Origin of the sequence: Nostoc sp. LPT, assembly GCF_017115165.1 — a bacterium.
Classification (GTDB): Bacteria; Cyanobacteriota; Cyanobacteriia; order Cyanobacteriales; family Nostocaceae; genus Nostoc.
Window position 1 is genome coordinate 1 of sequence record NZ_JABXKF010000149.1, and the last position, 12,972, is coordinate 12,972.

The 12,972-nt window shown below is 39.1% G+C and carries 18 protein-coding genes and 1 pseudogene; 11 read left to right on the plus strand and 8 right to left on the minus strand.

All coding sequences use genetic code 11. The features are described from left to right. Window positions 1-247 precede the first annotated feature (247 nt). The 4 genes from HWQ58_RS28820 to HWQ58_RS28835 all read right to left on the minus strand — a co-directional run bounded on the left by HWQ58_RS28820 (window position 248) and on the right by HWQ58_RS28835 (window position 2,520). The gene (locus tag HWQ58_RS28820) at window positions 248-475 is read right to left on the minus strand and encodes a hypothetical protein (RefSeq protein WP_292870744.1); all 228 of its coding nucleotides are present in this window, start codon (window positions 473-475) and stop codon (window positions 248-250) included. After that, complete coding sequence (locus tag HWQ58_RS28825; protein ID WP_292870746.1) at window positions 459-1,124, minus strand: hypothetical protein; 666 nt, start codon at window positions 1,122-1,124, stop codon at window positions 459-461. The genes HWQ58_RS28820 and HWQ58_RS28825 overlap by 17 nt, the downstream gene beginning before the upstream one ends. Before the next feature lie 83 nt (window positions 1,125-1,207). Next, window positions 1,208-1,903 carry a hypothetical protein gene (locus HWQ58_RS28830; protein ID WP_292870748.1) on the minus strand — a complete coding sequence of 232 codons (696 nt, stop codon included), beginning with the start codon at window positions 1,901-1,903 and terminating at the stop codon, window positions 1,208-1,210. 422 nt (window positions 1,904-2,325) lie between these two features. After that, window positions 2,326-2,520 carry a hypothetical protein gene (locus HWQ58_RS28835; RefSeq protein ID WP_292870751.1) on the minus strand — a complete coding sequence of 65 codons (195 nt, stop codon included), beginning with the start codon at window positions 2,518-2,520 and terminating at the stop codon, window positions 2,326-2,328. 299 nt (window positions 2,521-2,819) lie between these two features. Here HWQ58_RS28835 and HWQ58_RS28840 point away from each other — a divergent pair. Continuing rightward, window positions 2,820-2,963, plus strand: a pseudogene (locus HWQ58_RS28840) (hypothetical protein); the annotation flags it as partial. A gap of 197 nt (window positions 2,964-3,160) precedes the next feature. Here the strand turns inward: HWQ58_RS28840 and xth are convergent. Then, complete coding sequence (xth, locus tag HWQ58_RS28845; protein WP_292870754.1) at window positions 3,161-3,943, minus strand: exodeoxyribonuclease III; 783 nt, start codon at window positions 3,941-3,943, stop codon at window positions 3,161-3,163. Between the two features lie 460 nt (window positions 3,944-4,403). Here xth and HWQ58_RS28850 point away from each other — a divergent pair, with 460 nt between their 5' ends. The 8 genes from HWQ58_RS28850 (at window position 4,404) to HWQ58_RS28885 (ending at window position 9,300) form a co-directional block, all read left to right on the plus strand. Next, window positions 4,404-5,474, plus strand: coding sequence for a glycosyltransferase family 4 protein (locus HWQ58_RS28850; RefSeq protein WP_292870757.1), 1,071 nt, complete (start codon window positions 4,404-4,406; stop codon window positions 5,472-5,474). Window positions 5,475-5,530: 56 nt separating this feature from the next. Beyond that, window positions 5,531-5,716 (plus strand): hypothetical protein, encoded by a 186-nt coding sequence (locus HWQ58_RS28855; RefSeq protein WP_194043989.1) that lies wholly within the window; start codon window positions 5,531-5,533, stop codon window positions 5,714-5,716. Between the two features lie 107 nt (window positions 5,717-5,823). Next, window positions 5,824-6,846: an alcohol dehydrogenase catalytic domain-containing protein gene (locus HWQ58_RS28860; RefSeq protein ID WP_292870762.1), complete on the plus strand. Its 1,023-nt coding sequence runs from the start codon at window positions 5,824-5,826 to the stop codon at window positions 6,844-6,846. Between the two features lie 68 nt (window positions 6,847-6,914). Beyond that, window positions 6,915-7,175: a hypothetical protein gene (locus HWQ58_RS28865; RefSeq protein ID WP_292870765.1), complete on the plus strand. Its 261-nt coding sequence runs from the start codon at window positions 6,915-6,917 to the stop codon at window positions 7,173-7,175. Further along, window positions 7,165-7,584, plus strand: a complete 420-nt coding sequence (locus tag HWQ58_RS28870) for an HNH endonuclease (RefSeq protein ID WP_292870768.1) — start codon at window positions 7,165-7,167, stop codon at window positions 7,582-7,584. Before HWQ58_RS28865 ends, HWQ58_RS28870 begins: the two co-directional genes overlap by 11 nt. Further along, entirely contained in the window at window positions 7,574-7,801 is a 228-nt protein-coding gene (locus tag HWQ58_RS28875) for a hypothetical protein (RefSeq protein ID WP_292870771.1), read from the plus strand. Before HWQ58_RS28870 ends, HWQ58_RS28875 begins: the two co-directional genes overlap by 11 nt. 66 nt (window positions 7,802-7,867) lie before the next feature. Beyond that, the gene (locus HWQ58_RS28880) at window positions 7,868-8,365 is read left to right on the plus strand and encodes a hypothetical protein (RefSeq protein ID WP_292870774.1); all 498 of its coding nucleotides are present in this window, start codon (window positions 7,868-7,870) and stop codon (window positions 8,363-8,365) included. Between the two features lie 170 nt (window positions 8,366-8,535). Continuing rightward, a complete protein-coding gene (locus HWQ58_RS28885; protein WP_292870777.1) occupies window positions 8,536-9,300 on the plus strand; it encodes an ABC transporter ATP-binding protein in 765 nt (254 codons plus the stop codon). A 65-nt stretch (window positions 9,301-9,365) separates the two neighbouring features. Here HWQ58_RS28885 and HWQ58_RS28890 read toward each other — a convergent pair whose 3' ends face one another. Next, on the minus strand, window positions 9,366-9,896 hold the full coding sequence (locus HWQ58_RS28890; protein ID WP_292870780.1) for an orange carotenoid protein N-terminal domain-containing protein: 531 nt from the start codon (window positions 9,894-9,896) through the stop codon (window positions 9,366-9,368). 218 nt (window positions 9,897-10,114) lie between these two features. Here HWQ58_RS28890 and HWQ58_RS28895 point away from each other — a divergent pair, with 218 nt between their 5' ends. Beyond that, window positions 10,115-10,492: a hypothetical protein gene (locus tag HWQ58_RS28895; RefSeq protein ID WP_292870782.1), complete on the plus strand. Its 378-nt coding sequence runs from the start codon at window positions 10,115-10,117 to the stop codon at window positions 10,490-10,492. Between the two features lie 147 nt (window positions 10,493-10,639). Here HWQ58_RS28895 and HWQ58_RS28900 read toward each other — a convergent pair whose 3' ends face one another. Both HWQ58_RS28900 and queG read right to left on the minus strand, forming a co-directional pair. Beyond that, window positions 10,640-11,275: an HAD-IA family hydrolase gene (locus HWQ58_RS28900; protein WP_292870785.1), complete on the minus strand. Its 636-nt coding sequence runs from the start codon at window positions 11,273-11,275 to the stop codon at window positions 10,640-10,642. Then, window positions 11,250-12,224, minus strand: a complete 975-nt coding sequence (queG, locus tag HWQ58_RS28905; protein WP_292870788.1) for a tRNA epoxyqueuosine(34) reductase QueG — start codon at window positions 12,222-12,224, stop codon at window positions 11,250-11,252. Before queG ends, HWQ58_RS28900 begins: the two co-directional genes overlap by 26 nt. Before the next feature lie 239 nt (window positions 12,225-12,463). Here queG and HWQ58_RS28910 point away from each other — a divergent pair, with 239 nt between their 5' ends. Beyond that, entirely contained in the window at window positions 12,464-12,895 is a 432-nt protein-coding gene (locus HWQ58_RS28910; RefSeq protein ID WP_292870791.1) for a ketosteroid isomerase family protein, read from the plus strand. Window positions 12,896-12,972: the final 77 nt, after the last annotated feature.

Sequence of the window (12,972 nt, forward strand, 5' to 3'; positions counted from 1 at the left end):
AAAATCGCTACACTCCACTATTTCTCATGCTTCCGCCTCCTTGTCACCCCTTCAGCTGTTGGACATTTCCGTACAGTTCACCAACCAATCCGTCCAGTTCGTGCTTTATATCTTCATAGCGTCCAAGTTTGCTAGTCCACATACCATCATCTAGCTGTTTAGCTATGTGCTGTGGCTTACCGTCTTCTTTTACATATATAGCAATCTTTTCAAATCCAACTTCAATTTCCGCATTAATGCATATCTCCTAACCGCAAATTTGGAATGCAATAGTAAATGCTTGTAGTGTTTCCTCTTTAGGTGCACCATCAGGCCAGTAATAATCCTCTCCAGGTGCAGGAGACCACCAACGGTCATCTTCATTATTAATTGCCCAAGCAATGCAATTATATTCAGGTGTGAATTTGCTTGTGATTTCGTATGTAGTCTTGACTAAGTTAGGCCAATCAGCTTCAAGTTCAGCATTTGTATCCATGCTGTCTACCCCAATCCAACCAAGCCTCTGCCATTTTTTTGAGCCTCCCTCTATCTTCTGGCTTAATGGGATTAGCTCCAGTGATGGATCTTAATGCCCAAAACCAGTGTTCCGGCTCTCTGCTTAGTTCTTCAAGAATTAAAGGCACTGCATCTGTCCCCATGCCTATTATTTGTTGATATGCAGTGTGTAAAATCATATCACTCATTAATGACAGATGCTTGGTTTCGCTACGCCATTGATTAGCAAGCTTAATAAAAGTGTCTTTTAGTTCTGCTTGCCTTAATAGATAACTTGACGGACGGCTTGTTGTTTGCTTCGCTTTCCGAAATTTACTTTTTTGCAGTAAGGATTGTTCAGAAGAAACATACAACACTGTTTCTTCTCTCCAAAGAAAAGCCTCTTGCTTCCAGTTTTTAGTTCTCCATAACGATGCTTTGCTTGTTTCAGCTTTAATTTGATTACTCAAATAAATATCGTAGTTATTATCTTTAAATAAATTGAAACTACTATAATTTTCTTGAATTGGCACAGCAGAGACACAAATGCGGCGAAATTTAGGATAATGTGAATATTTGCTTAATTTTTTATTATTTACTTTTTGAGTCCAAAAGTTTATTTTATTTTTCGCTTTTTCTGATGTCAACATATTTCTACCCTAATTGTCGATTGGAAATTTCTGATATTTATACAGTTGAATCAATTTTTTTATTCATCGTCATTTTCTATATTTTATTCTATTACAGGATTTATATACTCTATTTCTGCTTTTTTTAAAACAGATCCAAGAGCTTGTCTATTGTCTATTGCAATAATTATTTGCTCATGTAAATTTTCTAAATCATCTGAGTCAAGAACTACATAAAATTCTTTAGTTCCCTCTGCATCTCTATACTGAATTTTAAGCGTATGAATTAAGATAACAGCTTCTACTTTTCTCTCAGTTTCTGAGTCAAATACAGGTCGGATATCAGTAACAATTCTTGAATCTGAAAATATCCGCTCATGTTCAATCAGTAAATCAGAAGCTTTATCCAAAATATCTAAAGGAAAAGCAATACTTTCTAAAGCTTTTAGTAGGCTGGATAACTTCCGTTTAAAAGGTTCTATTTGCTCTGGTTTGAAAAATTCAGCAAATTCAGCGTCTTCTTCTATAGACTTACTGAGTAAAGCTACAATAGCTTCATTAGACAAGTTTTGTTCTTTGTATAATTGCCTTAAAGATACTAGAGTAACAACAATATTTAGAGCAGTACGCCTATTAAGTTTTTGTGTTTGAACTATTTTTTCAGAAATTTTATATACAATGTTTTCGACCGTCGGAGGAAAATCCCGTAAAACTGATATAATTGCATCAATAGTATCATCATCAGTGTTGAAAATAAATTCAATCCCAGACTTATACTGCTCAGGAATTCTTAAATCCATAAATTATCCCACTCTTATCAAAAATACTTGAAGCACAAATACTATGCAGCAATAATAGTGTACTTTGCCGCCTTGAAATATATACCCATTACATTTTTACCATAAACAATAAGCTTTCCTTCAAAAAACCTCTTAGTATACTCTATATAGTATATTATAGTCAATACAAAGATTGATTGGTTTTTATTATAGATTTGAATATTAAGTAAGATTTTTTTTATAAACCTTTATTAGTTTTTAGTGTTGAGAACATCAATAAGAGGGGATAAAATTTATACTTAAATAATCATATTAATATGCAAGGTAATCATAAATCTCTTTCAGGTCTCTATTTTGTACAGACAAAAAGTTTAAGAAGATTTTTATTAACTTGATTAAGTACTATATGGATTTTGAGGATGATGAAACAACTTTTTAAAATCCTACGTGTCAGACTTGATGAAGTGCTGATCTGTAGTATTTAGGATGACACTTATATTACTATTGGGATGTCGGGTTGTTAAATTGACTATCACGACTTCTTCGGGAGTGCCATCAGGCTCAGTCGTAGCGTCGTAGCTATCCAAAGATGAAGTTTCATTGCTGTGGGTTAGGGAGATGAAACCTTCTCCGAGCATAAATTTTTAAGCCCATTGCGCTCATAACGATTCGGTTGCTTAATGCGGTAATTAAAGACTCTAGCACTGTTAGAAGAGATATTTAATGTCTATAAATTCCTTATTAGAATTGTTTTGCTGATATATCAATAAAATATTTAACCACTTGACAGCCTCAGAGTATGCATCTTTATCCAGGCGATTAACTGACAATGCTGTAATAGAATTAATACAATTACTATAATTTTCCTGTAGCTTTTCTTTAATCCTTTTAGAAAATAAGGGTTAAAAGTCTTACTAACCAGTGATTCCCTAAGATTTTGTTAAAAGCTTGGCAAAAAGGTAAGAATGCGATGGAAGAACGGATGAGGACGATTGACCAACACTTTGCACGGCACCTAATAGATTTACAACGTCCTTATCTCAATCCCAGTTCTGAGGATATATACAAGCCGTTAAATTGATGGGGATTGGGGATTGGGGACTAGAAGACCGATTCAGTATTCAGAGTGATGACGAAAAATTCGGGTTTCTTTTAGGCGCAAGAAGGAAATTGTGCTTGAAATGACCTGAAAATCTGGTTGTCCAGTCTTGCGTTTTATTACTGAATCGGTGTACTAGGGAGAATAATAATGCCCAATCGCCAATCCCCATACCCCATTCAAAATTCCACAATTACCGGCACATGGTCGCTAGGTTGAGTTAACTTTCTGGGGGCAACATCAATGATGCAACTTGTCGCACGCTCATACAGGATGGGTGTGAGATAGTGATGGTCAATTCGCCAACCTAAGTTACGACGAAAGGCGGCAGAGCGATAATCCCACCAGCTATAATTTCCACCTTCTGTGGTGAATTTGCGAAAAGCATCGGCAAATCCCAGTTTCAGAATATCCCGTAAGGCTTGGCGCTCTGTATCTGTTGCCATAATGTGATTTTCTGTACTCACTTGCTCGTGAATATCCTTATCTTCCAAGGCGATATTGAAGTCGCCGCACACACAAATTGCGGGTTGTGACAGCACGAGCAATCGCAAATACTCGTGTAGAGCTGTCAACCAACGCAGTTTGTATTCGTATTTCTCAGTTCCTACCGCTGCGCCATTAGGAACATATAAGTTTACAATCCGAACACCATCAATTACACCTGTAATTACGCGCTTTTGCTCGTCCCATTCGTGATGTAAATCTGGCAAAATCGCCCTAAGCCCGCTACTGACATTTAGGAATGGCTGGCGGCTAATCAGGGCTACACCGTTATAAGATTTTTGTCCTGATATATAAAGGTTATAGCCTAACTGCTCAAAAGGCGATCGCGGAAATTCAGCATCCACAACTTTGGTTTCTTGCAAGCAGAGAACATCAACGGGATTCAGGGTTAACCAATCGATAACCTGTTCAAGGCGAGTGCGAATTGAGTTGACGTTCCAAGTAGCGATTTTCATTAGTTAATTATCAGATTTTTTCTAAATTACTAATTACAAATTATGTAATTATTGTACAATTACTTAATATTTATAATTTCTGTTCCCTTTGCTAATTACCTTTAAATGAAGCTTTAATGACTTGATCCCATTCAATATTTTAGTATTTGCAGCTACAAAATATTCCATTTTGTAAGTTTTGCTACAAAATATTCTACCTTATTATGATTCCCAAGACAGATGCAACAAGTAATAGGTTAGCTATACGGTTAGAAGTGTAGATCAGAGTTGACTTTTGCCGATAGTCCATTAGATTTGTCGGTAGAAAATTTACGGAACGGTCAATCGTTATTGCGCTTTTGTTAGCCTGTTAGGTTAATTTAAATGTCAAAAGAGTAAGTACAAATGCTCTTTACTCATAAAATGAATGATGTCGCTCATTATATTGAGGACAATTTCATAGACTGAACCAGAAAAACTTATGAAAATCGCTCAAGTTGCCCCCTTATGGGAAAGGGTTCCACCTCCTAATTATGGAGGAATCGAACTGGTAGTGAGTCGCTTGACTGATGAACTTGTTCGTCGCGGTCATGAGGTAACTTTATTTGCCTCTGGCGATTCTCAAACTTTGGCTCATTTAGAAGCAGTTTATCCACGTGCATTGCGCTTAGACCCAAATGTGAAAGAGTATGCAGTGTATGAAATGTTAGAACTAAGCCAAGTTTACCAGCGTGCTGACCAATTCGATATTATCCATTCTCATGTAGGGATTTCGGCATTACCTTTAGCGAGTTTGATAACAGCAACTTCTACAGTCCACACCCTGCACAATAATTTTACAACTGACAACCGTCACGCATTTAGCTACTACCAAAAGCAACCATACATCAGTATTAGTAACTCGCAGCGTCAAATCGATCTTAATTATGTTGGCACGGTTTATAACGGAATTGAGTTAGCAGATTACCCATTTGTAGCCCAACCGTTAGAACCTCCATATTTAGCATTTTTAGGTCGTTTTTCGCCAGATAAAGGCCCGCAACATGCGATCGCTATTGCTAAACAGAGTGGTTGGCGCTTGAAGATGGCAGGAAAGGTTGATGCAGTAAACTCTGAGTTTTTTGAACAAGAGATTGCTCCCCACATAGATGGCCAGCAAATCGAATATCTCGGTGAAATTAACCACACTGAAAAAACTGAACTTCTGGGTAATGCTGCCATAACTCTTTTCCCCATTAACTGGCAAGAACCTTTTGGGTTAGTAATGATTGAATCAATGGCAACTGGTACGCCAGTGATTGCCATGAATTTCGGCTCCGTACCTGAAGTTATTGCCCACGGGAAGACAGGTTTTATCTGCAATAGCCATGCAGAAATGGCGGCAATGATTCCACTAGCTTTGGAACTCAATCGTCAAACCTGTCGAAAACACGTAGAAAACAACTTTAGTGTTAGCCACATGGTTAACGAATATGAAGCTGTTTACAGACAAATTATTAAAGACCGCATAGAATCGAATGGCCGCATTCATGCAGCTAACATTCAGTTTTAATCAACTGCTTTTTTTAATCAGCTTAAAACAACAATTTTTTTAAGGAGAATATTGGTATGAGTACGAGAGCCAACACCTGCCCATGCTGCGGTGGTTCCCTCCTGCGTCATGCTCGTCATGGTGAACTATATTGGTTTTGCCTGTCGTGCCGACAAGAAGTACCGCTATTAACTGCAACTCGCCTGCCGAATGTGGAAACCCGGAACACCGGTGTGCTTCCCCAGCCAGCAGTGAATAGCTAGTTTTTCAACATATAAAACCTACTAAAAATCAATACTGATTTAGTTTAGACCTATCAATAAGCCCCAACTGGTAAAATTGGATTGAGCTAATTGATAGGTTTAAAGTTTTGTTAGCAGCGTTACTTTATGGCCAAGAAGATTTACGCCTAGAGCAAGTTCCTGACCCCACTCCGGCGGCTGGGGAAGTCGCGATCAAAGTAGGGGCAGCAACAACTTGTGGTACAGATTTGAAAGTGTGGCGGCGTGGTGGTCATGCCAGGATGCTGATACCACCAACGCTGTTTGGTCACGAAGCTGCTGGGCGAATTGTTGCTGTGGGTGCAGGGGTGACAAATTGGCAAGTAGGCGATCGCATCGTCGCTAATAATTCTGCACCATGCATGAAATGCTTTTTTTGTCAACGTCAAGAATATTCCCTATGCCCAAATTTGACCTGGAATAATGGGACTTTTGCCCAATACCTAAAAATTCCCGCACCGATCGTAGAGCATAATATGTTGCAGATTCCTGATGAGTTGCCGTGGGAATTAGCAGCGATGACGGAACCTTTAGCTTGTGTCTTGCATGGTGTAGCCCGTTCTAATATTAAGCCCAAAGATAAAGTAGTCGTCTTGGGAGATGGGGCGATCGGGCTGATGTTTGTGGCAGCCTTGAGCGAGAAAGCTGAGGTTTTGCTGTGGGGAGGTAATAACCATAGACTAGAAATTGGTCAGAAATTGGGTGCAACCCAGACCTTTAATTATCATCAAATTCCAGAGATTCCCAGTGTAGTGAAAGAACTTACCCAAGGATGGGGTGCAGATATAGTGATTGAAGCCACTGGTGTCCCAAGTGTTTGGGAAACGGCGATCGCTTGCGCTCGTCCTGGTGCAACAGTCAACTTATTCGGTGGATGTCCACGGGATACCAGCATTACCGTCAGTACTGAACAACTGCACTATAGTGAACTTACTATCAAAGGCGTGTTTCATAATACACCAGACTATGTGCGATCGGCGCTTGCACTCATAGCTAGTCGCAAAATTCCCTTTGAGTTACTTATTAGCGAACAGCGACCATTAAAAGATATAGAACAGGTGCTTTCTGAGATGAAGGCGCGTAAAGTAATAAAGGTAGCAATGATTCCTTAGTATTTTGGCAGCCAATTCACAGGGCACACTACAATGACTATAGCACCACAGACTTAGGCTAAAGCACTATGACTCCTCAAGTCATTACCCCAGTATTGATGATTGAACCCTCATCATGGCTCTGCTCTGGCATCACCATTGAGAAAGTTGATAATGTTAACCTTGCTAAGTTTACAGATGAGTTACATACTCGTCTCGAAGAATTGCTTGAAAAACGAAAATCTGGATTGCTGACTCCTGAAGAAGAAGCAGAATATGCTGGAATTGCTGAACTAGAGCGCATCCTAAGTTTTGTTAACGCTAAATTGATTGCCAGTCGTGGGTGTTAAAGATGGTACTCGGCAGTTTGTGCGCGAAAGAGCTAAATATCTGTGTGAATATTGCCACTCTCTAGAACGCTCCAGTTCAGATCGCTTCACAATCCATCATCTTGTTCCACAATCATTAGGTGGTTCAGATGCAGATGACAACTTAGCTCTAGCTTGTCGTCGCTGTAATGAGCGTCGTTACAACTTCATAACTGGCGTTGATGCTCAAACTCAGCAAGAAGTCGCCTTATTCAATCCTCGTCAGCAACGGTGGGTAGATCACTTCATCTGGACAGGCGATGGACTAAAGATCATTGGCAAAAGTCCTACAGGTCAAGCAACTTGTCATCGACTAGATATCAATGATGAAAAATATATTGCAAAAGCATTCAAAACTTGTGGCGAGTTTGGAGGTGTAAATGACAGCTAATTATCGAATGTCTCGACAATATGTTCTAGAATATAATCTTCTGTTTAGAAAATGCCAAGAGATTATTAAAAATTGTGGCTTTATTCTTCAAGAATCAAATCAGACAAGTGGTTCCATTAAGGCAAAAGCAGGCATGAGTTGGAAGTCATTTGGTGAAAATATTGAGTTGCAGATTAATCATAATGGCATGATAAATGCACAAAGTACTTGCTCATAGTACCAACTTGTAGATTATGGAAAGAACAAAGAAAATCTTGAGAAATTATTCAAAACACTCGATACTTTGTTGGGAACGGTAAATACCGATATGTCCGCATTGTCAACAAATCTTAAAAAGCAATTTCAATTGATTCAAAACACTCAATTGAAGGAACATATCGAAATAATTTCCATTGAAAAATTTCCTCTAGATAACAAGTTTGGTTCTGAAATATTATCAGTTGAACACGAGTTTTCAAAAACCGTAAATAACGAAGTAACTTTAGAAGCCACCCAAGAAATAAAAGGAATGGGTGGCTTGGAGCTTTTTGAGGTTATAAAGGCTGAAATTTCGCGTACCTCTTCTCAAAAGCATGAGTTGTCTACTGGAGAATCAGTAACTAGGCGTTTTAAGCTAACATTTAGTGTAAAGCCAGGTGATTTTGTTACATACAAAGTTATATGGAAACGTAGAGTAATTAGTGGTGAGTACCATGTGATGGTCAACCAAAGTACTTTGATTGTGCCTTATAGTCTCCAATTAGGTCTAGAATACGAAGTCTCAACTGGTCAAGTAAATTAAGTGTAACTCAGTAAACCAAAAAGTTTTTCCCAAAGAGCGATGCCTACGCTACGCCTACGCTAATTTACTATACGTAGTTTTAAGTGCTATAAGCTACTTGTTTTATAATGAATTAGTTTAATTGAGCGATCGCTATAATTGCGTCTCTACCAACTAATAACTAAATCCTTATGGCAAACACTATTTCAATTACCGATTCTCTAGTTCCTAATCCCGTCCCGAAATCAACAATTATTCGTTTGGAAAATATCTTTAAAGTATATGGCAGTGACGAAACTGAAGTCAAAGCACTTAACGATGTGAATTTGACTATCCACGAGGGTGAATATTGTTCAATTATGGGGCCGTCTGGTTCAGGTAAATCCACAGCGATGAATATTATTGGCTGTCTAGACCGACCCACAGGCGGACATTATTACTTAGATAATATTGATGTGGCGCAAATGGATGATAAATCCTTGGCACACATCCGTAATAAAAAGCTGGGTTTTGTCTTCCAACAATTTCATTTATTACCCCAACTCACAGCATTAGAAAATGTGATGCTACCAATGGTTTATGCTAGTGTCAATCCAAAAGAAAGAAGCGATCGTGCCACAGTTGCACTGACGCGAGTAGGTTTAGCAAATCGCCTCAACAACAAACCAACTCAACTATCTGGTGGACAACAACAAAGAGTGGCGATCGCCCGTGCGATCGTCAATCGTCCGGTAGTACTCCTCGCCGATGAACCCACAGGCGCACTTGATTCGCGTACAACCCAAGAAGTCTTAGATATTTTTGGCGAACTCAATGCCAGTGGAATCACAGTTGTAATGGTGACACACGAACCAGAAGTTGCTCGTCAAACCCAGCGCATCGTTTGGTTCCGTGATGGTCAAGTAGTACACTCCAACCTCACCCCAGGCGACTTGAGTCAGTTAGCTGTCTCGTAGGTTGTTAAAGTCCGCGCAGGCGGACTTTAGTTTGTGTAGTAGCGACTTCTAATCGCCAAAGCTGATTACAAACTTGACGTTTTCCCAGTTTCTGCTTGCGTTGCGATCGGCTTAACATCTGTATAACCCACTTCACCAGCTATTGTCCGAAACACTGACATTTGCTCTTCAAAATCTAGTCCTTCAATTTGGGAAAGCAGATCGTTAACTGCCTTACTTGGCTGGTAGCTAGCTGGTATTCCAACCACCGTATCTCCCATAGCTACCGCCCAAGCATACCAAACTAGCAGCTGGTTGTTTTCTTTTATCGCCCCATAAGCACGAGAATATTCTGTGTCTTTGCGGTTAACAATATCCCGCATAATTTCTAGTTGCTGATCATCGGATAATTTAAAATAATCTCCTAGCAGAAGTGGTGCTAACTCTGGTTCGGCCGCAGCGGGAACAGCTGGTGTGATCGAATCACCCATTTTTTCATAAACAAAATAGAACCAGGCTAATTTGGCATCGGTATCTAAGGCGTTAAACGCATCCACCAAATTTTGAGTTTCATTGCTCTGAGCTTGAGAAATACTTTTATCGTAACTTGCAGTCATTATAATTTGTCTCCAAAATAATTTAATATGCCAAACTAAGAGGTACCAGAGTTTGATCGTCAGATTCTACTACCCATAGAAATAGTTAAAATAATTGGAAATTCTAGCTTTAATCTACCTTTTAATAGAGGTAAAAGTCTCCCCCAGGAAGCAATAAAGCAGTACACTACTTCGCTATGATTGCTCTAGCAATAAAAAATTTACCTAAGGTTTTAATTATGCCTGATGAAGAAGTGAAGCCCAATTTAAATGAAGCTTCCACCCAGGATGCACAATTAGCTGCCGATAACATAGCTAGTGGTGAAGAAGAAGCGCCAACGGTGGATTTTGATGCTGATTATGCAACTGCACAAAAATTCAGCGTTAGTGAAGTTGATCGCACAGGTAAAGGTGCAATAGCAGCTGAAGCAGCTACTGCACCTAATCAGAAAACCTCTCAGCCACAAGAGACGAAAACTCAAACTCAGTCAACTGGTAATCCTGATGATTTTCTAGAGTCAGCAAAAGAAGTTGGAAATTCTGAGACTGGGGGTGCAACTAATGTCAGTGATGATTTAGTAAAACAAGCTTTAGAAAAGGGTGAACGGCAAAATTAAGTTTTCCTGATTTTTTGCTATTTTGTCAGATGGGCAATGTCACAAATATGAAAATTGAAGTTATCGCTATTGGTAGACATTGCCCACTCTACTGTTTTTATCGATTGTCAATTGTTAAAATTATCACTATCGACTTTTGACTATTAATTAATGACTATTCATTACTTCTAGTAGTTCGCTAGGTTGCTGAATTAAATAATCTGGATTTTGCTTGGCTAGTACTTCCGGTGAGTTAAAGCCCCAAGTGACTGCAATCACTTGGATATTTGCTTTTTTTGATGCTTCTATATCTCTGGTTTCATCTCCAACATAAATAACTTCTTGAGGTTTGAGTTGCTTTTGCCTCAAGACATTATTTATAATAGTTGTTTTGCCAAAAATTGTAATTCCTGAGTAGATAAAATCAAATAGGTGATTTAAATCATTGATTGTAAGAAATTGTGTAACATTTTCTTTAGAATTAGAAGTGATAATACCCAGTTTATATCCTTGATTTTGGAGTTCTGTTAATGCTTCCTTAATTCCCGGAATTGGCTTTAATTCTGGGATTTTGTTTTTTAATTCCCCTTTAACTTTTTTAACTAGAAAAGGTATCTTAAATAAAGAAACTCCTGAGTACTTAATGATTTCCCTAGATGTTAAGTTCTTGAGGAAGGCTAATTGTTCTGGGCTTATTTGTCTATAACCAAAGTCTCCAGCTAAACGATTAGCAATACTTACAAGGGCATCTACTGTATCAGCAATAGTGCCATCAAAATCAAAAATAATTACTTTCTGGGTCATTCTTGTGCCTGGATGCGTCAAGATTAGCTAGGGCGTTGCGTCGTAACATTTCTGGCTTAATCCGCCGCAAGGCAGATGCTGGAAAACGTTTATCCCACTCCCGATCTGAGATTTGGGCTAATTCTAGCAGGTGGGGAGCAATATTCCCAGGATAAGGCTGAAACTCTGCAATATCAGTTGTTTGCGCAAAACGTTGATTCCAAGGACAAACATCTTGGCAAATATCGCAACCAGCAACCCAGCCTTGCAAATGAGGTGCGATTGTCTCTGGCAATTCCTTGTCACGATTTTCAATTGTATGATAAGCAATGCAACGATTAGCATCGACAACAAAAGGCTGAGTAATTGCACCTGTAGGACAAGCCTGAAGACAACGAGTACAGCTACCGCAGTGTTCTGTGTGTGGGCGATCGCTCTCTAATTCTAAATTGGTCAACACTTCTCCCAAAAATACCCAAGAGCCATATTCCCGTGTAATCACATTACCATTCTTGGCAATCCAACCAATTCCGGCAAGTTGTGCTAACACTTTATCTTGCACCGGACCAGTATCTGCATAATAAAGAGCTAATACGCTTGCATCAAGTGATTTTAGCCATATAGATAGCTGCTTAAGTTTTCTATGCATCACCTTGTGATAATCTCTTCCCCAACCATAACGGGAAATTTTAGCGTATTCCTCACTTTCAGGACGTTGATGTGGTGTGTAGTAATTCAGCGCTACACACACTAGCGATCGCACCTCTGGCATTACTAAGCGGATATCCTGACGCTTTGGATTAGCCATCCATTTCATATCAGCGTGATAACCTAGTTCAATCCATGCTTGCAACCTCTGCGCTTCTGTGGGATTTACCCGATCTACAGCAGCAATTCCAACTTTGTGAAAGCCCAACTCGCTGGCTTTTTCTTTCACCAGACTGCTGCTCGTTACGGAATACTGATTCATTTTTTTTATTTGGATTTTGCCTAAATAAAGGCGTTTTAATTATACCTTATCTAGCTAATATTTTTAATTAAGATTTGTTACTTACCTGATATATAGCCTGTCTTAAGTTGCGTAGCAGCTCAAGACTTCCATCGTCAGGAAGATTTATTAATATGTAGCAATCTATCTCAACAGCAGCTTTTTTTTTACTTAGTTTTGTATTGAAATTAATATTCAGACACCATAATACAGGTAATTTTATGACCTCTGCTGAATTTATATCGCCAGCGCAGTTTGAAGAATTCCAGATTGAGGGAATTAGAGAACCAAGCGTACTGGGTTATTTTGAAACCTTAAATACAGGAGAATTTGAGGCAACTGCTGCCTTGTTTGCGCTAGATGGTGTGATGCGTCCGCCATTTGAATCTGATATTGTGGGGACAGATGCGATCGCAGCCTACTTAAAACAAGAAGGTCAAAACATCAAAGCTTACCCAAACACAGGAATAGCCGAGACTTTAGAAAATGGTGATATCCAAGTCCAGGTAACAGGCAAAGCACAAACTTCGTGGTGTAGTGTTAATGTCTTGTGGCTATTTATCCTCAACCAACAACGGCAAATTCTATATACTAGAATCAAACTTTTAGCTTCCCCCAAAGAGTTACTTTCTTTACGTCGTGAAAGTAAGTAGCAAATAACTACAAACGGCAAAGTTTTAAACCAATATTTCTCCCCGACTCACACAGGATTCATGGCTTTATTCTGACT

What these genes read in the sequence shown, in the direction of transcription:
- HWQ58_RS28820 (WP_292870744.1), bottom strand. Translation starts at nt 475, where the DNA reads ATGGATACAAATGCTGAACTTGAAGCTGATTGGCCTAACTTAGTCAAG.
- HWQ58_RS28825 (WP_292870746.1), bottom strand. Translation starts at nt 1,124, where the DNA reads ATGTTGACATCAGAAAAAGCGAAAAATAAAATAAACTTTTGGACTCAA.
- HWQ58_RS28830 (WP_292870748.1), bottom strand. Translation starts at nt 1,903, where the DNA reads ATGGATTTAAGAATTCCTGAGCAGTATAAGTCTGGGATTGAATTTATT.
- HWQ58_RS28835 (WP_292870751.1), bottom strand. Translation starts at nt 2,520, where the DNA reads ATGCTCGGAGAAGGTTTCATCTCCCTAACCCACAGCAATGAAACTTCA.
- xth (WP_292870754.1), bottom strand. Translation starts at nt 3,943, where the DNA reads ATGAAAATCGCTACTTGGAACGTCAACTCAATTCGCACTCGCCTTGAA.
- HWQ58_RS28850 (WP_292870757.1), top strand. Translation starts at nt 4,404, where the DNA reads ATGAAAATCGCTCAAGTTGCCCCCTTATGGGAAAGGGTTCCACCTCCT.
- HWQ58_RS28855 (WP_194043989.1), top strand. Translation starts at nt 5,531, where the DNA reads ATGAGTACGAGAGCCAACACCTGCCCATGCTGCGGTGGTTCCCTCCTG.
- HWQ58_RS28865 (WP_292870765.1), top strand. Translation starts at nt 6,915, where the DNA reads ATGACTCCTCAAGTCATTACCCCAGTATTGATGATTGAACCCTCATCA.
- HWQ58_RS28875 (WP_292870771.1), top strand. Translation starts at nt 7,574, where the DNA reads ATGACAGCTAATTATCGAATGTCTCGACAATATGTTCTAGAATATAAT.
- HWQ58_RS28885 (WP_292870777.1), top strand. Translation starts at nt 8,536, where the DNA reads ATGGCAAACACTATTTCAATTACCGATTCTCTAGTTCCTAATCCCGTC.
- HWQ58_RS28890 (WP_292870780.1), bottom strand. Translation starts at nt 9,896, where the DNA reads ATGACTGCAAGTTACGATAAAAGTATTTCTCAAGCTCAGAGCAATGAA.
- HWQ58_RS28895 (WP_292870782.1), top strand. Translation starts at nt 10,115, where the DNA reads ATGCCTGATGAAGAAGTGAAGCCCAATTTAAATGAAGCTTCCACCCAG.
- HWQ58_RS28900 (WP_292870785.1), bottom strand. Translation starts at nt 11,275, where the DNA reads ATGACCCAGAAAGTAATTATTTTTGATTTTGATGGCACTATTGCTGAT.
- queG (WP_292870788.1), bottom strand. Translation starts at nt 12,224, where the DNA reads ATGAATCAGTATTCCGTAACGAGCAGCAGTCTGGTGAAAGAAAAAGCC.
- HWQ58_RS28910 (WP_292870791.1), top strand. Translation starts at nt 12,464, where the DNA reads ATGACCTCTGCTGAATTTATATCGCCAGCGCAGTTTGAAGAATTCCAG.